The 17,750-nt window shown below is 60.7% G+C and carries 18 protein-coding genes; 12 read left to right on the top strand and 6 right to left on the bottom strand.

The annotated features are described in order from the left end of the window. The first annotated feature begins 3 nt into the window (after positions 1-3). The 8 genes from QMG56_RS01110 to QMG56_RS01075 all read left to right on the top strand — a co-directional run bounded on the left by QMG56_RS01110 (position 4) and on the right by QMG56_RS01075 (position 9,008). Complete coding sequence (locus QMG56_RS01110; RefSeq protein WP_281820691.1) at positions 4-453, top strand: MarR family winged helix-turn-helix transcriptional regulator; 450 nt, start codon at positions 4-6, stop codon at positions 451-453. A gap of 11 nt (positions 454-464) precedes the next feature. Continuing rightward, positions 465-926 (top strand): MarR family winged helix-turn-helix transcriptional regulator, encoded by a 462-nt coding sequence (locus tag QMG56_RS01105; protein ID WP_230189616.1) that lies wholly within the window; start codon positions 465-467, stop codon positions 924-926. Positions 927-1,046: 120 nt separating this feature from the next. Beyond that, positions 1,047-2,654, top strand: a complete 1,608-nt coding sequence (locus QMG56_RS01100) for an AMP-binding protein (RefSeq protein ID WP_281820688.1) — start codon at positions 1,047-1,049, stop codon at positions 2,652-2,654. After that, positions 2,651-3,823 (top strand): thiolase family protein, encoded by a 1,173-nt coding sequence (locus QMG56_RS01095; RefSeq protein WP_281820686.1) that lies wholly within the window; start codon positions 2,651-2,653, stop codon positions 3,821-3,823. Before QMG56_RS01100 ends, QMG56_RS01095 begins: the two co-directional genes overlap by 4 nt. After that, on the top strand, positions 3,820-5,034 hold the full coding sequence (locus QMG56_RS01090) for an SDR family NAD(P)-dependent oxidoreductase (protein WP_281820685.1): 1,215 nt from the start codon (positions 3,820-3,822) through the stop codon (positions 5,032-5,034). The genes QMG56_RS01095 and QMG56_RS01090 overlap by 4 nt, the downstream gene beginning before the upstream one ends. Further along, complete coding sequence (locus QMG56_RS01085) at positions 5,031-5,831, top strand: cyclase family protein (RefSeq protein ID WP_230189620.1); 801 nt, start codon at positions 5,031-5,033, stop codon at positions 5,829-5,831. The genes QMG56_RS01090 and QMG56_RS01085 overlap by 4 nt, the downstream gene beginning before the upstream one ends. Positions 5,832-5,979: 148 nt before the next feature. Next, positions 5,980-7,458 (top strand): APC family permease, encoded by a 1,479-nt coding sequence (locus QMG56_RS01080; protein WP_281820682.1) that lies wholly within the window; start codon positions 5,980-5,982, stop codon positions 7,456-7,458. Between the two features lie 29 nt (positions 7,459-7,487). Further along, positions 7,488-9,008 carry an aldehyde dehydrogenase gene (locus tag QMG56_RS01075; RefSeq protein WP_281820680.1) on the top strand — a complete coding sequence of 507 codons (1,521 nt, stop codon included), beginning with the start codon at positions 7,488-7,490 and terminating at the stop codon, positions 9,006-9,008. A 19-nt stretch (positions 9,009-9,027) separates the two neighbouring features. Here the strand turns inward: QMG56_RS01075 and QMG56_RS01070 are convergent, their stop codons facing one another. From QMG56_RS01070 to QMG56_RS01055, 4 genes are read right to left on the bottom strand one after another with little or no spacing between them, the layout of a single operon-like run. After that, positions 9,028-9,861: a DMT family transporter gene (locus tag QMG56_RS01070; protein WP_281820962.1), complete on the bottom strand. Its 834-nt coding sequence runs from the start codon at positions 9,859-9,861 to the stop codon at positions 9,028-9,030. 44 nt (positions 9,862-9,905) lie between these two features. Then, entirely contained in the window at positions 9,906-11,198 is a 1,293-nt protein-coding gene (locus QMG56_RS01065) for an FAD-binding oxidoreductase (RefSeq protein ID WP_230189623.1), read from the bottom strand. 50 nt (positions 11,199-11,248) lie between these two features. Then, positions 11,249-11,671: a Rid family hydrolase gene (locus QMG56_RS01060; RefSeq protein WP_230189624.1), complete on the bottom strand. Its 423-nt coding sequence runs from the start codon at positions 11,669-11,671 to the stop codon at positions 11,249-11,251. A gap of 43 nt (positions 11,672-11,714) precedes the next feature. Further along, on the bottom strand, positions 11,715-12,944 hold the full coding sequence (locus tag QMG56_RS01055; RefSeq protein ID WP_281820676.1) for a tyramine oxidase subunit B: 1,230 nt from the start codon (positions 12,942-12,944) through the stop codon (positions 11,715-11,717). Positions 12,945-13,090: 146 nt separating this feature from the next. On the opposite strand from QMG56_RS01055, the gene QMG56_RS01050 reads away from it, so the two are divergent. Next, positions 13,091-14,182: an AraC family transcriptional regulator gene (locus QMG56_RS01050; protein WP_281820675.1), complete on the top strand. Its 1,092-nt coding sequence runs from the start codon at positions 13,091-13,093 to the stop codon at positions 14,180-14,182. A gap of 266 nt (positions 14,183-14,448) precedes the next feature. Here the strand turns inward: QMG56_RS01050 and QMG56_RS01045 are convergent, their stop codons facing one another. After that, positions 14,449-14,952, bottom strand: a complete 504-nt coding sequence (locus QMG56_RS01045) for a DUF6644 family protein (RefSeq protein ID WP_230189627.1) — start codon at positions 14,950-14,952, stop codon at positions 14,449-14,451. Positions 14,953-15,007: 55 nt separating this feature from the next. Further along, positions 15,008-15,496, bottom strand: coding sequence for a DUF6644 family protein (locus QMG56_RS01040; RefSeq protein WP_230189628.1), 489 nt, complete (start codon positions 15,494-15,496; stop codon positions 15,008-15,010). A gap of 344 nt (positions 15,497-15,840) precedes the next feature. Between QMG56_RS01040 and QMG56_RS01035 the strand changes: the two genes are divergently transcribed. The 3 genes from QMG56_RS01035 to QMG56_RS01025 are packed head-to-tail and all read left to right on the top strand — an operon-like array spanning position 15,841 to position 17,656. Further along, on the top strand, positions 15,841-16,326 hold the full coding sequence (locus QMG56_RS01035) for a hypothetical protein (RefSeq protein ID WP_281820673.1): 486 nt from the start codon (positions 15,841-15,843) through the stop codon (positions 16,324-16,326). Positions 16,327-16,331: 5 nt separating this feature from the next. Next, on the top strand, positions 16,332-17,027 hold the full coding sequence (locus QMG56_RS01030) for a HupE/UreJ family protein (RefSeq protein WP_281820672.1): 696 nt from the start codon (positions 16,332-16,334) through the stop codon (positions 17,025-17,027). Continuing rightward, a complete protein-coding gene (locus tag QMG56_RS01025; protein WP_281820671.1) occupies positions 17,024-17,656 on the top strand; it encodes a hypothetical protein in 633 nt (210 codons plus the stop codon). Before QMG56_RS01030 ends, QMG56_RS01025 begins: the two co-directional genes overlap by 4 nt. Positions 17,657-17,750: the final 94 nt, after the last annotated feature.

Genomic DNA, 17,750 nt, shown 5'->3' with positions numbered 1-17,750 from the left:
CTAATGGCCGACGCTGAGCGCAATGGGCAAACGAAGGCCTGGCAGGCTATGTTGGAAGTTCATAGCGCAGTCTTCGGTCGGCTGAGCCGGGAGTTGAGTCACGAGTTTGGTATAACGCTGGCCAAATATGACGTACTCGCCCAGCTTCATCGCTTCCCCAATGGCATCAACCAGCGGGATCTTTCCCGTCAACTCAAGGTTACAGACGGCAACGTGACCGGCCTGGCGCGACGCCTGATCGCAGATGGACTGATATGCCGCGAAGAATCAGCCAGCGATCGCAGGGCTTTTTTAGTCCAAATCACCGAAGCGGGCAGATCGCTTTATCTGGCGGCAAGGGCGCGGCATGATGAACTGCTGGCAAGCTTGCTTGGCTCCATAGCTGCTGAGCAGCTAAGCAATACGCGCATCACTCTGGAGCAGCTAGCGCGGACGTTAGACCAAAAGCATTGAAGAGAGACAGAATGAACCACGCTAGTCCCCCAAGCAGCTATGCCGAGCTAGAAAGCTACCTACCCTATCTAATCAATCGGTTAGCCAGCCTTGGACAAGCGACACAAACGCGTATGCTGCAAAAAGACAGCATCAATCTTGTTACGCTCAGGGCGTTGTCGATCCTGCAGATCGAAGACGGGCTGACGATCAACGAAGTCGCCGAACGGACCTTCACCGAACAATCCTCCACGAGCCGCGCGATCGAAGCGATGGTTTTACAAGGCCTGGTCGAACGGCGCGTCCCTGAGCAGGACCAGCGCCGCCGTGAGATTGTTTTGACCAGCAAGGGACGCAAACAACTGCACCAAATCTGGCCGGCAATGGACGGTTATTTCGAAATGCTAAGTGAGGGCACGTCTGCAGCCGAACGTGATATTTGCCGCAATGTGCTTGCCCGTATGCTCACCAACCTCAACAAATTGACCGGCTGAAGCTTCCTGTCGTTACCGACGCAGATGGCTTGACAGCATTTAGTTTAGCTATAAACATATGCTGATGCATATCTTTCAACAGGCCGCACTGTGGCGGACTAACGGGGCCGGCATCAATTCATGAGCGACCTGTCAATCTTTGCACGCTTTCGTGCGACTGCCGCCCGCTGGCCAGACAAGCCCTTTCTCGATATTCTGTCTGAAACTGCCGATATCTACGGCGTCGCGGCAGGTGAAATCAGCTATGCAGAGATGCTTGCGCGTGTAGTTAAGCGTAGCGATGCCCTAGCGGCGGCTGGCTATGGCGAGGGTACACGCGTCGGAGTGCTACTGCACAACCGGCCCGAATTTCTGGAGATTTTTCTTGCGGCAAACCGGCTCGGCGCGTCGATCGTGCCGATCAACCCGGACCTGCGGCGTAGCGAACTGGAATATCTGATCGCGCATTCTGAGATGGCAGCGGCGTTCGTTTTGCCAGATCGTCTGGCGGAGATGTCTGAAGCTGCATTGACCGCCGGGAGTGCCATGCTGCCGGTCACCCCTGACCAGCCAACACCGCCCCTGCCTACGTCCGTACCACCTGCTGCGACAGATGATGCCAGCCGGGAAGCGGCTCTGCTCTACACATCGGGCACGACGGGCAGCCCCAAGGGCTGTGTGCTGACGAACGAATATTTCCTGCATTCAGGCGACTGGTATCGCGATGTAGGCGGGCTGATCGTTCTGCGCGAGGGCGAGGAACGCATGCTGACGCCGCTGCCATTGTTCCACATGAACGCTCTCGCCGTATCCGTCATGGCGATGATGACGCAGGGCGGATGCCTTATCCTACTTGATCGCTTTCACCCTTCGACATGGTGGGATTCCGTGCGGCGTAGCAAGGCGACATGTCTGCACTATCTGGGTGTGATGCCCGCGATGCTGATGAAGGCGCCGGAGAGTGCGCAGGATCGCGACCATGCCGTGCGCTTTGGTTTCGGTGCGGGCGTCTCCAGCGAGCTTCATGGGCCTTTCGAAGAGCGCTTCGGCTTCCCGCTGATCGAGGCTTGGGCCATGACGGAAACCGGCAGCGGGGGCGTTATCTGCGCCTCCCACGAGCCGCGCAAGGTGGGCACCCATTGCTTTGGGCGAGCGACCGACGAAATCGAGATCCGGATCATCAACGATGCGGGCGACGATGCACAGGATGGCCAGCCCGGCGAGTTGCTGGTGCGGCGCGCGGGAGATAATCCGCGCTACGGCTTCTTCCGCGAATATCTCAAAAACTCAGAAGCGACGCAGGAGGCCTGGGAGGGCGGCTGGTTCCACACCGGGGATATAGTCGCGCGTGATAGCGATGGCGACTTGCGCTTTGTCGATCGCAAAAAGAATGTGATCCGCCGCTCGGGCGAGAATATCTCGGCCGTAGAGGTGGAGACGATCCTCGCAAAGCACCCGGCTATCCGCCAGGTCGCCGTGGCCGCAACGCCCGACGCAGTGCGCGGCGATGAAGTGGTGGCGTTGGTCGTGACCAGCGATGCGGATGACGAGACTGCGGCAGATATTGCGCGCTGGGCGCTGGACGAAATGGCCTATTACAAAGTGCCGGGCTGGATCGGCTTCGTCACCGAACTGCCGCGTACGCCCACGGAGAAGATCCTGCGCGCGGCATTGAAGGATCTTGTGGCAGACCAGATGGCCGCAGGGGCGCTGCATGACACGCGCGCCTTCAAGAAACGGAGCAAATGAGCCGCCGCCCCTCCTCCTATGATGGCGTCGCCGTCTGCGCACCAGTCACGGTGCCCTATGCGCGCTTTTCGCCGGAGAGTGCGCATTGGTGGGCAGGCCGGGCCTTGCAGCAACTCGCTCGAGTGGCTGGTCTCAAGCCCGCGGATATAGACGGCTTCTGCTTCTCCAGCTTCTCGTCCGGCCCTGATAGTGCCGTGGGCATGATCCAGCATCTGGGCCTCACGCCGCGCTGGCTGGACCATATTCCGACCGGCGGCGCGAGCGGTGTTATGGCGCTGCGCCGCGCAGCCCGCGCCGTGCAATGTGGCGATGCCGATCTGGTCGTGTGCCTAGCAGCAGACACCAACCAGATCGATAGCTTCCGCCACAGCCTCGCAGGCTTTTCGCGCTTCTCGCGGGATGCCGTGTATCCCTATGGATATGGCGGCCCCAACGCGACCTTCGCGCTGATTACGGACGCTTATATGCGCCGCTTCGGCATCACCCGCGCTGATTTTGGCAAGCTGTGCGTCGCCCAACGCGCCAATGCCGGGTCCAACCCACTGGCGCTGCAACGCAAGCCGCTCACGCTGGATGCCTATCTGGCCGCGCGGCCAATTGCAGACCCCGTCCACCTGTTCGATTGCGTGATGCCCTGCGCCGGGGCCGAAGCCTTCATCGTCACCACGCCGGAGATTGCCGCCGAGCGCGGCCTCGCCGCAGCGACGATCATGGCGACCATCGAACGGCACAACGCCTTCCCGCAAGATCCGGTGCAGTATCGCGGCGGCTGGGCAATGGACATTGACGGATTTTGGGACGCTGCAGGGATCGCCCCTACGGACGTCGATACACTGCAGGTCTATGACGATTATCCGGTCATCGTGGCGATGCAGCTTGAGGATCTGGGCTTCTGCCCCAAGGGTGAGGCTGCGCAGTTCATTCGCGAGACCAGCTTTGACATTGACGGCGACCTTCCGCTCAACACAAATGGAGGCCAGCTTTCTGCCGGTCAGGCAGGCGCTGCAGGCGGCTTCCAGAACATGACCGAGGGCTTGCGCCAGATCATCGCGCAGCCGCTCGGCGCCCAAGTGCCCGATGCCGAAATTTCGCTCGTCTCCGGCTTTGGCCTTGTCAATTATGATCGCGGCGTTTGCACGGGCGCCGCTCTCTTGAAAGCTCTGCGATGAGCGAGCGCGCATCCCGCGAAAAACGCGATCCGCTGGCCCGCAAAAAGGCGCGGCACACGCCCCCTTCGGCGCGCAGCCGTGCTATGCACGCCATGTCGGCCCGCGCCGCAATGGGTCGGTTCGTACTGCAAGTCTGCACATCCTGTGGCACGGCGACCTATCCCCCGCGTGACGCCTGCCCGGCCTGCTGGGGCGAACTTGCCTGGCAGGATATCGAGAATGGTGGGCAGCTACTCAGCCACACTATCATCCACGCCACGACCGATCTCTATTTCCGCGACCATCTGCCCTGGCGCACCGGCACGGTCGCGCTCGATGCGGGGCCAATAGCCCTCGCCCATCTGCACCGCGATCTCGCCCCCGATGACCGGGTGGAGGTTCGCATCCTCCTCGACAGAAGCGGAAATGCCGCTCTATTCGCTTTTCCGCCTGATAGGGGTTTCGACATGACCGATCCGCAACTGCGCGAGTTCATCGTGCCCGTGCAAGGCAAGACCGTGCTGGTGAGCGATGCCCGCAGCGCCATCGGCCTCGCAATGGTCAAGGCACTGCACGATGCAGGCGCGGGGTTGATTATGGCCGGCATGTTGCCGCCCACACGCATCGCCGATGCCGATCACCCCATCCTGCGTCTGCCCGGCGTGCAGATGGTGCCGCTCGACATCACGGACCAGGTCAGCCTGTCTGAAGCGCTCAGCAAAATCGGCGGGCCGCTAGATATCGTCATTAACACTGCGCGCCATGTGCGCAGTGGCGGCGTTAGTGGCGGCGCAAATATCGTCGAGCAGCGCCGCGCCTTTGAAGTCGCGGCGATTGGGCTCACACGGCTGGCGCAAAGCTGCGGGCCGATGCTTGCTGGCCGATCGCATGGCGCCTTTGTGGACATCATATCGAGTGATGCGTTGACCGGTTCGGCGGACCATGCAGGCTTTGCCGCAGCCGAGGCGGCACGGCTCTCGCTGTTGCAGGCATTCCGTCACGAGATGCGGGAAGCTGGCGTGCGCGTGCTGTCGATCTTCACCGGCCCGGTAGAGGATGAGCATCACCAAAGCATCCCACCGCCAAAGGTTGCGCCTGCCCGTCTGGCGTCCGCCACAATCGAGGCACTTCAGAAAGGGCGCGAGCAGACCTGCGTTGGCGATGTGGCCGACGACGCGATGACGCGTTGGCTGGCTGACCCGGCCCTCTATGCAAGGGAGAAGAACCTGTGACCCTCACCCCCAATCAGACCCTCTCCACCATGATCGCGGGCATAGCTGACGGCGCGATCCGCGCCATCGACCTTACCAACATCCTGTCGAGCGATTTTCCGGTCATCGTACTGCCCTCCGAATTTGGGCAGTGTGAGCCCTTCCGGATGGAAACCGTCTCGCGCTACGATGCCAATGGCCCGGCATGGTATTGGAACAATATCTCGATGAACGAGCATACCGGCACGCATTTCGATGCGCCGGCGCATTGGGTGACGGGACGCGACATTCCAAACGGAACGGTTGACGCGGTTCCACCAGAAGACTTCATCCACCCCGCCGTCGTCATCGACATTGCGCCGCAAGCAGCGGCGGACGAGGATTTCATCGTTACGCGCGCTTTTCTGGAGGAATGGGAAACACGCAACGGCCCCATCCCGCCACGCCACTGGGTCCTGCTGCGCTCAGACTGGTCGAAGCGGGTAGGCACGCTCTCCTATCTTAACCTCAAGGACGACGGCGCCCACTCGCCCGGCCCGGATGCCGACGCGATGCGCTTCCTCGTCCATGACCGTAACTGCATCGGGCTAGGCGTGGAAACAGTCGGCACAGATGCGGGGCAATCCAGCTTGTTCGATGAGCCGCTCCCTGCGCATTCAATCCTTCACGGCAATGGCCGCTATGGTCTGCAATGCCTGACGAACCTCGATCAGTTGCCTGTCTTTGGATCGATCATCATCGCCATGCCACTCAAGATCAAGGGCGGCTCGGGAAGCCCACTACGCGTCATGGCGCTTGCGCCGACAGACGCGGCCTGATGCGAGATAAGAAAACCAGCCCGCAAACGAAGCTGGCCGAAAATACAAACTAAGATGCCAGCAACGCAATACCGACAGACGGTTGATCCGTCATTGATTGGGTTGAGCAACACAGCGTGTGCGGCAAGGGGAGGATGACGCAAGCAGCATGAACAGGCGTACACAAGAAGATCAATCCAACGGCGGCTTGCTGAGCGGTGTATTGGGAACTGGCGACATCATTTTCATGATCCTCGCCTGTGCCGCGCCGATGGGCGTTCTCGCCGGAATCATCCCCTTGGCGCTCGCCTTTGGCAATGGCGCGGGTGTGCCCGGGACGCAGCTCCTCGTCAGCTTGATCATGATCCTGTTTGCGATGGGCTATGTGCGGATGATCCCGCATGTGCGCAACGCTGGCGCCTTTTATGCCTACATTGCACTCAGTCTGAACAAGGAAGCCGGCATCGCGGCCGCCTATGTCGCGGTTACGGCTTATATCTGCGCGGCAGCCTCCGTGCTGGGGGCAATGGCCTATTTCATGTCCGATCTGCTGCAGAGTGCCTTCGATTTTTCGACGCGATGGGAGATATGGGCAGGCCTCGGGATTTTGGCCGTCTCCTGGCTTGGCTATCACAAGATCACGATGGCCGCCAAAGTGCTCGCCGTGGCCCTGTTGCTCGAAGTCGGCCTCATTCTGCTCATCGATGCCCTAATTCTTCATGACGTGGGATTTTCCGGCCTGGATTTCTCCAGTTTTACGCCAGGCACGATCCTCGCGCCTGGCCTTGGCATCGCACTGATCTACGCAATCAACGGCTGCATCGGCTTTGAAGCGACCGCCATCTATCAGGAAGAAGCGCGCGACCGGCAGCGCACCATTCCGCGCGCGACCTATGGCGCAGTGGTGGTGCTCGGCACATTCTACGTGCTTTCCTCATGGTGCCTCGTGATGGCCCTCTCTCCTGAAAACGCGCAGGCACGCGCCGCCGCCGACCCCGGGCGGCTCGTGACGGGGGTTGCGATGCAATATCTGGGGCATTTTGGGCGCGATGCCCTTAACCTACTGACGGTCACGAGTCTGTTCGCGGCGACCCTGGGCTTTTACAACAATATTTCGCGCTATGTGTTTGCCCTCTCGCGTGACGGTTTGATGCCCCCCGCGCTGGGCAGCGTTCACTCGCGCCACGGCTCGCCCTATGTCGCTTGCCTGCTGCTGACGGCCATTCTCACAGTCATCATTGGCCTTTTTGCACTGGCTGGGCTCGACCCGTTGCTAAGCCTCGTCACCAGCCTGTCATCGATGGGCGCAGTGGGGCTCGAAATCCTGCTCGCTACCACCTCCCTTTCTATCCCTTATTATTTCGCGCGGCGCGGGGAGATTTCCATCGGCACCTTCTGGGCGCCTCTGGTGGCAGGCCTCGCAATCACCGCGATCACCTATCTGTCGCTCACCAATTATTCCGCGCTAACCGGCACGGATCTGGCCATCGTAAACCGGCTGCCATTCCTTTTCGTCGGGCTGATTGCGATTGGTCTGCTGCACGGCCTTTGGCTGCGCAAGAACCGTCCGGACGTTTACGCGCAGGTTGGCTCCACTCATGTCGAAGGCGACCTTACCGCTGCCTTGCCCCCTGAACAGCGGCCTTGAACCCCGCAAAACCGAGTTTGGAAGAAGCCATGTCTCAACTTGATAACCAACCCGCGACCATGCCGCCGATCACTCTTCCAAGTGGCCGGCTCCTGCTGGATGGTGAACTGGTCGAGCCGCGCGGCGCGGGAAGGATGATCGACGCGCTCGATCCTGCTACGGGCAACAAGATCATGTCTTTCCCGGCCTGCCGTCGCGAGGATGTCGACCGCGCGGTTGGGGCCGCGCATCGCTGTTTCGAAAGCAAGACTTGGCAAGGGATGCGTCCGCTTGATCGTGGCCGTCTGCTCGAAAACCTTGCTTTGCTGGTCGAGAAGCATCGCGATGAACTGGCCGCACTGGAATCGCTCGATAGCGGGAAGCTGTTGTTCGTAACGCGCGCCATCGATCTTCAATTCACCATAGATGGCCTGCGCTACTTCGCCGGCTGGGCATCCAAGATCACCGGCGAATATGTGACGCATAACCCGCTGATGCCAGAGGATGCCGTCTACCGCGCATACACCCAGCGCCGCCCAATTGGTGTGATCGGCGGCATCACGCCCTGGAACTTCCCAATCGGTCAGGCGATCCAGAAGATCGCCCCGGCCATCGCCTTTGGCTGCACGGTCGTGCTCAAACCGTCGGAGGAGAGCTCGCTCACCACGTTACGGCTGGGCGAATTGATCGCGGAGGCGGGCTTCCCCGCGGGCGCAGTCAACATCGTAACCGGTTATGGCGCAGAGGCAGGTGCCGCACTGGTCGATCATCCGCTCGTCCGCAAGATTGCCTTCACCGGATCGACTGCAACGGGCCAGAGCATTTTGGCCGCATCAGCCAAGACAATGAAGCGCGTCACGCTGGAACTGGGTGGCAAGTCACCCACGATCATCCTGGCGGATGCCGATCTAGATCGGGCCATTCCCGGCGCAGCAGCAGCCATCTTTTCCAATTCAGGCCAAATCTGCACCGCAGGCTCGCGCCTGCTGGTCGAAGATGCAATCTACGATGCCGTGCTGGAGGGTGTCGCCAAGATTGCAGACGGGCTGCAGCTCGGCTCCCCCTTCGATATGGCAACGCAGATCGGCCCTCTCATTTCTATGCGGCAACGCGACAAGGTGAGCGGTCTGGTCGATGCAGGCGTGGCCGAGGGTGCGCAGGTGATCGCTGGCGGCGTGGCGGGCAATGGCGCAGGCTGGCATTATCGGCCAACGGTGCTAGCGGACGTCACCCCGGGCATGACCGTGATGCGCGAGGAAATCTTTGGCCCGGTGGTCTGCGCAACTCGCATCACCGATCGCGCGCAGATTGTACCGCTCGCCAATGACACACCCTTTGGCCTCGCCGCCAGCATCTGGACCCGCAATCTCGACCATGCCCATCTGCTCGCCGAGCGGATCGAGGCAGGCACTGTGTGGCTCAACACCCATAATGTGCTCGATCTTGCGATGCCCTTCGGCGGCACCAAGATGTCCGGCCTTGGCCGCGAATTTGGCACTGAGGCAGTCCATGCCTTCACCGAGCCCAAGGCTGTCTGCATGAGGCTCGAAGGCGTTCATGACTTTGGCTGAGTGAGGGCGCTGAGCGCGATTAACGTCGATGCTGCGCCAGCACCACACCGGCGATTGTGAGCAGACCGCCGATCACCAGTGACACCGTGAGCGCCTCGCCCAAAAAGGCGATGGCGAGCGCGGCGGTCACGAGCGGCAACACATTGAAGAAGGGCGCGGCGCGGGCCGGGCCGATCCGCGATATGCCCTGCATCCAGAGCAATGGCGCCACGACTGATCCCAGCGCCCCGGCATAAGCGATCATCCACAGGCCCTGCGGCTGCACGGCGCTGCTGGCCGAGGCCCACCAGAGCGGCAGCATGGCGACCATCGCCACGAAGGACTGGCCCAACAGATCGACAAGCGGCGACACAGCCTCGCTGCGCCAGCGGCCAAGCAGCACGCTATAGAGCGCAAAGCAGGCCGTCGCCGCAATCATGATGAGATCGCCCCGGTTGGCGGGCTCGGCAAAGAGCAGCAGCGGGTCGCCATGCGACACGACCACCGCCATGCCGATCATGGAGACCGCCGCGCCAATAAGCGCCGCCCGGCTGATCGCGGCGCCAAACAGCAGTCTAGCAAAGCAGACTGCCAGCATCGGCATCAATGTCTGGATGAGCCCAAGATGGATGGCCGAGGTGTAGCTGGCCGCAAGATACATCATGTACGGGAAGAGCGCGCAGCCGAGCAGCCCCAGGATGACCGTCCGTGGTAGCCGGGCCAGCACGGCCGCCCGTTCGCGCCGCAATGCAGGCCAAGCCAGCGGCGCCAGCAACAGCGTCGCAACGGCCCAGCGGAAGAAGGAGATTTCCGCAGCGCTCAGCACGCTTGCGGAAGCCTTGGTAACAACCGCATTGCCGCCCCACAGCAGCACGGCCAGCAAAGGCAGCGAAAGGTCCGTCGCTGATTGCCGCGGGATCAGAAACGATCCAGCCGGTAAGGCGTCGGATCGATGGCGGGCGTCTTGCCCATCACCAGATCAGCGACCAGCTCACCTGCGCCGGGCGCCGTGCCAAAGCCATGCCCGGAGAAGCCGGTTGCCAGCGTCAGATTGGGCAAGCGGGCAACGGGACCGATCACCGGCATCGAATCCGGCGTCACATCGATCATCCCGCCCCACTCCTGCGCTATCTTGGCTTTGGCGAAGATCGGCCATGCAGCGATCAGATTGCGCATCGCTTCCTCATTCAGCGCATGATTGACCGGCGGGTCCATCGTGCGGACCTTCTCGAAGGGCGAGGTCTGATCCGCTTTCCAGCGACGCGGCAGGCCAAGGTCAGCAAAAAATTCCCGCCCGAATGACACACGCAAATTGCTCCACTGCGCCATCAGCGTGGGCAGATACTCCATGCCGATCAGCAGGTGATCGAGCGTCAAGGGTGCAAACAAAGCGCCGCGCTGGGTGATGGTGTAGCCGCCATCAATCCGCTTGCGGAAGGAGAAGTCGGCGCCGCCCACGGCGCAATCAGTCGGCCCCTCCATCGCCTCTGTCCGCAGCACTGCGGCGACGAGCGGCAGGGTCAAGAGCTTCACGCCATGGTTGGCAAGGAAGCGGCGTGACCATACGCCACCGGCCAGCACCACTTGCGAGCAACGGATTTCTCCCTGCTCCGTCACAACGCCGCACACCGCGCCGCCGGACGTCTCAAGCGTACGCACGGCGCAATTCTCAACGATCACCGCCCCCTTAGCCATCGCCGCCCTGGCGATTGCGCTCGATGCCAGCGTCGGCTCAGCGCGACCGTCGGATGGGGTAACGATGCCACCCGCCCATGTACCGGTGCTGCCGGGAATAAGCTCGGCGATCTGGCCCGGGGTCAGCAGGCGTGAATCCAAGCCGGAGCCCTTCACCGTTTCGAGCCAGCCCTCGTAGACGGCCAGCTCTTTTTCAGTGCGTGCCACATAAGCAATGCCCGCCTGACGGAAACCGCAATCATCGCCCGTGCGCTGCGGCATTTGCGCCCAGAGCCGCTCTGCCGCCTGCGCCATTGGCAGATCGACTGGCGGGCGCATCACCTTGCGCACCCAACCAAGGTTGCGCGATGATTGCTCGCCCGCAAGCCGCCCCTTCTCTATGACCACCACCGGCACGCCGCGTTCGGCAAGACACAGGGCGGTCGACAGCCCGACAATGCCCCCGCCGATCACCACCACCGTGGTTTCCTTCGGCAAAGCGGCGGATGTTTGAACAGGGACGATCTTAGGAGCCATAAAAGCGGGGCCTTACGGTTGGACGTGCGCGGCCAGCCTGCCGCCGGCAATTAGAGCGAGATCAGCAGTTCTTTGACCGTCGCCTTGGACACACCGCGAATGGCGATCACGTCGATTTCCACCTTATATTGCGTCGAGCCCAGCGGCGGGCAGGTCATAGTCAGCGTGGGATTGATCCCGCGCATCCTATTGCCATAGGTTTCCATGATCGTCTCGACGTCCTCCGGGAATTGCACGAACACACGAGCAGAAACCACATCCTCCAGTACCGCATCCACTGCAGCCAACGCACCGGCGATGTTATCGAGCACCTGATTGGTCTGTTCGGCCAAATCCTCCGGGATCAGCTTAGTGCGGGGGTTGCGTCCGGCGGTATTGGAAACGAAGATCATGTTATCCACTGCGACGAGCCGCGAATAAGAGCCATGCTCCTCAAACTTATTGCCGGTTTTTACCTTGATGACGTCTGGCATGGTGCCTCACTTTCCAAATGAATATCGGGTTGGTTCATGCGGACTATTTGAGCGCAGGCTCGTCCCACAGATTAAGTTTGACGCCGATGCCCTTCGCGACGGCGTTGCGGTAGACCATCGTGCCCCAGGCCACGTCCTCTACGGCCATGCCACCCACGGAGAGGATGATGATCTCATCATCGTTCCGGCGTGCGGGCGTCGTGCCGGATACGATGGCGCCAAGATCTTCCAGTGCATCGCGGGGCAGCTTGCCTTCCTCGACCAGATCGAAATAGCGCACACCAACGGCTGGCACATGGTTGTGGCGCGGCGCTGGCAGCTCTTCGAGATAGGCTTCGTAGAGCCCGGTAAAGTCGAGCACCTTGCGGATCTCGGGCGCTTCCATCCCTTCATCGATGTTGCAGGGCGCTGGCATGGAGAGGAACGTGCCGGGCCGCACCCATTCGCGGCGCACGGTTGGATATTTGGATGGATCGCCGGTCGCAACGGAGGCACAGAAGGTGGCGATGTCGGAATCCCGCACAACTTCTTCGTCCGTCTCGACGACCTTGACTGTGGTAATCTGTGGGTAGGTTTGAGCCACCCATGCCGTAAACGCATCCAGATTGGCCTGTCCCCGGCCCCGCACCTTGACCGTGTCGATCAAGGGGCAAGTCGCCATGAACGCAGCGAGCGACGTGCGTGCCATGACGCCCGGCCCCACAATGCCGACCACGCGGGAATCCTTGCGCGCCAAATAGCGCGCACCAACACCCGGCACAGCGCCCGTGCGATAGGCAGATAGAAGATTGGCCGACATCATCGCCAAAGGCGCGCCGGTATCGACGTCATTGAGGATGAATGTGAGGATCGAGCGCGGCAGATTCCGATTGCGGTTCTCGACGTTGGAGCCATACCATTTCATGCCAGCCGTGCGGAACGATCCGCCGAGATAAGCGGGCATTGCCATGAACCGGCGGTCCGTTGTCGGCTTGGGCATATCCGGGAAGGGCGAGTCTTCGGGAAAAACGATGATAGCGCCGTGGGAATTGTTATTGCCGCCTGCCATCCGATAGTCACCCACATGGAGCAGGCGAAACATCTCTTCCATCGCATCGACGCACTTGGGCATATCGGTCACCCCCGCCCGGATCATGTCCGGCTCGGAAAGATAGATGAAGTCTATGCGGGGGAGCGCGGCCTGAAGGCTCGCCCCAGCTTTGTCATTTTCGGACAACACGGCGCCTTCCTGCGTCGAAGCAGCCATCCGGGCATCCGCTTTCAAATCTGGCACAAGCAACTCTCCAATCGCCGGTTCGAATAATGATTGCTGTCTCGACAGCATCCCGACACTCACCCTAGCCGTTTCGGCGGATGGGCTTGGCGAGTAAATTGCATCTAGGGATTGACCGTTTGCATAATCGGCCATTAGCTTGCGCTATGGCAGGCAGCTTTGACACTCCTCTACTGACGACATCCCCTTCCCGAAGCGGCACGGGCACCATCCGGCTGTTATTTTTGAAGGCGCTGCTCGATGCACTGGCCGATGTCGGCAGGCAGGTGGACCCGCTGCTGCGTGAGCATGGCATGTTCCGCTCGCAGCTCGATACGCCTTATGAATTCGTGCCGCTCCACCGCTATGTGGCGCTGGTCGAACAAGCATCCCGCAAATTCCATCGCCCCCATTTGGGGCTGGAAATGGGCGCGACATTCGGGCTGGCGGAGCTTGGCCCCTTTTATGCCCTGCTGCGCGCATCCGGTACGCTACGTGGCGCGCTCAATTATCTGGTGCTGTTTCAATCGCGCCTGCAAAGTCGCACGCTGTTCGACAGCCGGATCGACCCGGACACGACCACCTATTCCTATCGTATCGAGGATGAGGGGGTGTGGCCCCGGCTGCAGGATTCGGAGTTCGCGATCTCTGGCTATGTCAATCTGGCCCGACAACTCACCTCAGCAAAATGGGCGCCAGCCGCCGTTCATTTCGAGCATTCGATTACGGGCCGCGAGGAGCGCCTATCACACTATTTTCGCGCACCCGTGCTGGGCAACCAGCTCGCCAATGCGTTGGTGATTCGCAACGAGGATCTGGATCAGCCCTTCGCCAGTGCCGTTCCTTCAGAAGACGTGAAGCTGCGCACCATCCTAGAATGGCATTTGCTCGACCTGATGGGACCCGAATCCACACCGAGCGAAAGCTTCGTCTCGCTCACCAAGGATGTCATCGCCCGCTGGCTGGGTCGCACCCATGTAGATTGCGCGACGGTCGCGGCGGAACTTAAATTGTCAGAGCGCTCATTGCGGCGACGGTTGACTGAGGAAGGCACATCCTTCCGCGAGTTGCTGCAGGCGACGCGGCAGGACCGTGCACAGACGATCCTCTCCAAGCCGGGCATATCGCTCGCAGTCGCCGCCGAGCAACTAGGCTATTCCGACACTGCCGCTTTTTCCCGCGCATTTAAAGAGTGGACCGGCGTTTCGCCAGGCCGCTTCCTTCGCAAGCCGGAAGATGAAATGGCAAGCCCGGTCTAGACGACGCTACTTGCCTTCGTGACTGGCTGCACCTGATTAACATCCTTCAGGTGCGGCATCCCCACGACGGCCTGCGTCGTTACCACATGCTAGCCAAGGCCAAGCCCGGCATACCATCCACTTGAAAACGGCGGTCAGTCTCGTAGCGCATAGTTCCCCTTCGGAAGACCACCCGCGCTGGCAAGGGCATGTCTAGAACGCGCGGCTGGCCCAGGGCGCCATGCCGATCACCAGGGGAACAATCGGCATGATCAATGCTCAAAAAATCAGAAGATCAGTTCGAGCGTGAAACCGATCCAGCGGCCGAGGCAGATGACCAAGGTCCATACGATAAGTGACGAAATGCCAGCGAAGCGCGCCGCAGCGGGCGGCGGCATGTCGGCATCCCAATCGGCAATCCTGCGGTACGCGGTCGAATGGAACCACATCATGTTCAGTCCCGCGATAGCGATTGCCACCAACTTAAGCAGGAACTGCGTGTTGTTCGCATACGCAACCGCGTTCGAAATGAACAGGAGGCCACCGGTGATAACCGCCACCACAAAGGCGATCCACGTGTACGGCAGCAGCTCGGCGATCAGCGTCGCCGCGCTTCCACGGTAAGACGCGAAGCCCAGCAAGCGAAGATCGACAATCAGGATGGTGCCGAACACAAGGGTGATGGCAAGGACGTGCAGCGATTCAATCAGGGGAAACGCATTCACATTCTCACGAATAGAAGAAGACAGGGACAAATCGTAAATTTGCTGAAGGATGGCTTGGTCGATCATGGCAAAACTCTTCCGTTAATCAGGTGGACGGCCGCCGAAGCGGCGCTCGAAGCGATCAGACGTAAGCGATGAAGCGACCGCAGAAGATCACGCAACACCAGACCAAAAGCATCAGCCAAGCCAGCGGTCTGGAGGACTCAGCGGAACCTGCGGCTCCCTCCAGCGCAGGACCGGCAACCAACAGAGACTTGCGGGCGCGCAGCGTGACGAGACTTGCGCCGGCGACCAGCACCATCTTGGTGATGAACACGTTGTTGGTGAGCGTGCGCCCAGGCTCGGCGACAACGAGTATGACGCCAGTGGTCAGCAGCACCAGCAGCGCCCAGCGCATCCAGGGCAGAAACCGCCGCAGCACATCCGCCGCCGGACGGTCCGTGGCCAACACGCCAGCAAAGCGCAACTCCGTGCAAAGTGCGGACCCGATCAGCACCGCGATGGCGAGAATATGAATGCTCTGGATACTTGGGATGATCCAACTGGTCTCGCGGATCGCGGTCGCGACCGGCGTGGCATAAAGCCAATCGCCAAATTCTGTGACGGACATCTCTAAATCCCCTCTGTTGTAAGTTCCTGCCACTCATTTAAGCTGAGGGGCTGTGCATGGTTCTGGTCTAGGGGCTTACGGCCAGCTTCCAAGGTTGAAACGGTTCGATACCGGTACAGATGGCGACGCGTTGGCCATTCGCCTGCAACGGCGCGTGGTTTGGGCCGGAAAACCCGCGAGCAGAATGGCGATATGCCGCTAAATGCTCCCCCCGCTTCACACGCTGTAACGCTGCTGTAACCTATGGGTCACCGCTATTTGATTCCGCACAACGAGGATGATCGCCACTATACGCAGGACGGTCCACTCCATGCTGGCCGATCGGTATCCGAAAGGGAAGACTGATGACACGAATCCGGGCAGCAGGCGCTGCGGCGATATTGATCCTGTCCATGAGTAGCTGTGCCAAGCCGGAGGAGGTGAAGCCAGCCGACGCCAAGGCGTATATGATCGAGCATGTGCAGCCTGCCGCACAAAACTATTGGGATGCCGTCCAATATATAAGCGACGAGAAAGGCGCCCGTGAGATCGTCCCCACTAACGCTGAAGAATGGAACCGGACGGTCGAGGCAGCGCGAGTACTCAAGCAATCGGCCGAAATACTCAAGCAGCCTGCCTATGCAGCCAATCGCGGAACCGACTGGCAGGATTTTGCAGAAGGTCTGGCGCAAGCTGCAGCCAGGGCTGAGACTGCGGCGCAATCCCATGAACCGGACACGGTGCTCGAAGCAGGCGGCACACTCTACAATGTTTGCACCGCCTGCCATGAGATCTACTTGCCAACGCCCGTCCGGTTGGGTCCAGACCCTCATAACAGCACACAGCAGTAAGACTGGTGCGGCGCCTCCTAACAATCCCATCTATCCTCTTCGCGGCGGTGGCGCTCCAGTTGATCGGGGCACATAGCGTCCTTGCGCATGATGTGGCGCAAAGCGACCGAGCCTTTGTTGCAGCAACGCAGGGACAGGCGATCATGCCGTTCCTGTATCTCGGCGCAAAGCATATGGTGACCGGATATGACCATATCCTGTTCCTCGTGGGCGTGGTCATGTTCCTCTTCCGCTTGCGCGACGTCGTGCTCTACGTTTCGCTCTTCACGCTTGGCCATTCGCTCACGCTCATGTTGGGCGTTATCTTCCACATCGGTGCGAACAGCCATGTGGTGGATGCGATCATCGGCCTGTCGATCATCTATAAGGGTGCGGAAAACCTTGGCTTGCTGCGCACGCTGGGCTGGCGCGTGGATACCCGGCTGGCGGTGTTGGCCTTCGGCCTGTGCCACGGCCTAGGCCTTGCCACCAAATTGCTGAGCCTTTCGATTTCTCCTGACGGTTTGCTGGTCAACCTGCTGAGCTTCAATGTCGGCGTGGAGATCGGGCAGATCATCGTTCTTTTCTTCGTCGTCTGCCTGCTCAATCTTGTGCGCAACCGCTCCGGATTTGCAGCAAAGGCTGCGGTCGCAAACTGGCTGCTCATCGTAAGCGGTGCAGCAATCATGTTCCATCAAACATCGGAGTATCTGGCATCATGAGCGATATCGAACCGGCTACCGCCTCGAACCGGCGCAAGATAATCCTGCTGAGTACAGCGGCAGCGGTGGCGCTTGGGGCAATTACAGTGGTCTTCATCCTTCCCGCAGAGACGGGCATCGACCCGACTGGCCTAGGCAAGGCAAGCGGCCTAACCGAGATGGCCAATCCGCAAGCCAAGGAAGCACTTGATCGTGGCCAGAAGCGCACGGGCGTGCTCACCAGCAGTGACGCACCACCTGCCGCCCTAGCCGGCCCCCGCGATCACTGGACCTATACGCTGCCACCCTATGGTGAGATCGAGCTGAAATATACGCTCGACAAGGGCGCGGCGATTGGCTTTGCATGGCGGGCCGACGGGCCGCTGAACTATGACATGCACGCTCACCCTTTCGATGGCGGCGAGGCACTGACCGAAAGCTATGCCATCGCCAAAGGCAGCAGCCAGAACGGGCGCTATGTTGCTGCTTTTTCCGGCATTCATGGCTGGCACTGGCAGAACCGGACCCTCTCCCCGGTCACGTTGACGCTCGATACGTCCGGACAGATCAAAGGCTCTATGGTGATGGATGGTCGACAGCCCCAACCGCGCAGCCTTACACCTGCCCCGGTAAGCAGCGCAAAGCCATAGGCCAACAACCCCTGCTTCCATCGCCTGCCTCACATATAGCAAAAGGGCCGCACCGGTTTCACCCGATGCGGCCCTTTTAATGTCTGGCGGATTG

It is taken from the genome of Sphingobium sp. BS19 (genome assembly GCF_027925545.1).
In the GTDB taxonomy this organism is placed as follows: Bacteria; Pseudomonadota; Alphaproteobacteria; order Sphingomonadales; family Sphingomonadaceae; genus Sphingobium.
The sequence above is the reverse complement of the archived record's forward strand: the minus strand, read 5'-3'. Positions and strand labels throughout refer to the sequence as shown.

Excerpts from the sequence above, each read along its gene's own strand:
- QMG56_RS01060 (WP_230189624.1), bottom strand. The coding sequence starts at position 11,671 with ATGCCAGACGTCATCAAGGTAAAAACCGGCAATAAGTTTGAGGAGCAT.
- QMG56_RS01095 (WP_281820686.1), top strand. The coding sequence starts at position 2,651 with ATGAGCCGCCGCCCCTCCTCCTATGATGGCGTCGCCGTCTGCGCACCA.
- QMG56_RS01050 (WP_281820675.1), top strand. The coding sequence starts at position 13,091 with ATGGCAGGCAGCTTTGACACTCCTCTACTGACGACATCCCCTTCCCGA.
- QMG56_RS01075 (WP_281820680.1), top strand. The coding sequence starts at position 7,488 with ATGTCTCAACTTGATAACCAACCCGCGACCATGCCGCCGATCACTCTT.
- QMG56_RS01105 (WP_230189616.1), top strand. The coding sequence starts at position 465 with ATGAACCACGCTAGTCCCCCAAGCAGCTATGCCGAGCTAGAAAGCTAC.
- QMG56_RS01025 (WP_281820671.1), top strand. The coding sequence starts at position 17,024 with ATGAGCGATATCGAACCGGCTACCGCCTCGAACCGGCGCAAGATAATC.
- QMG56_RS01065 (WP_230189623.1), bottom strand. The coding sequence starts at position 11,198 with ATGGCTCCTAAGATCGTCCCTGTTCAAACATCCGCCGCTTTGCCGAAG.
- QMG56_RS01100 (WP_281820688.1), top strand. The coding sequence starts at position 1,047 with ATGAGCGACCTGTCAATCTTTGCACGCTTTCGTGCGACTGCCGCCCGC.
- QMG56_RS01110 (WP_281820691.1), top strand. The coding sequence starts at position 4 with ATGGCCGACGCTGAGCGCAATGGGCAAACGAAGGCCTGGCAGGCTATG.
- QMG56_RS01090 (WP_281820685.1), top strand. The coding sequence starts at position 3,820 with ATGAGCGAGCGCGCATCCCGCGAAAAACGCGATCCGCTGGCCCGCAAA.
- QMG56_RS01045 (WP_230189627.1), bottom strand. The coding sequence starts at position 14,952 with ATGATCGACCAAGCCATCCTTCAGCAAATTTACGATTTGTCCCTGTCT.
- QMG56_RS01080 (WP_281820682.1), top strand. The coding sequence starts at position 5,980 with ATGAACAGGCGTACACAAGAAGATCAATCCAACGGCGGCTTGCTGAGC.
- QMG56_RS01035 (WP_281820673.1), top strand. The coding sequence starts at position 15,841 with ATGACACGAATCCGGGCAGCAGGCGCTGCGGCGATATTGATCCTGTCC.
- QMG56_RS01040 (WP_230189628.1), bottom strand. The coding sequence starts at position 15,496 with ATGTCCGTCACAGAATTTGGCGATTGGCTTTATGCCACGCCGGTCGCG.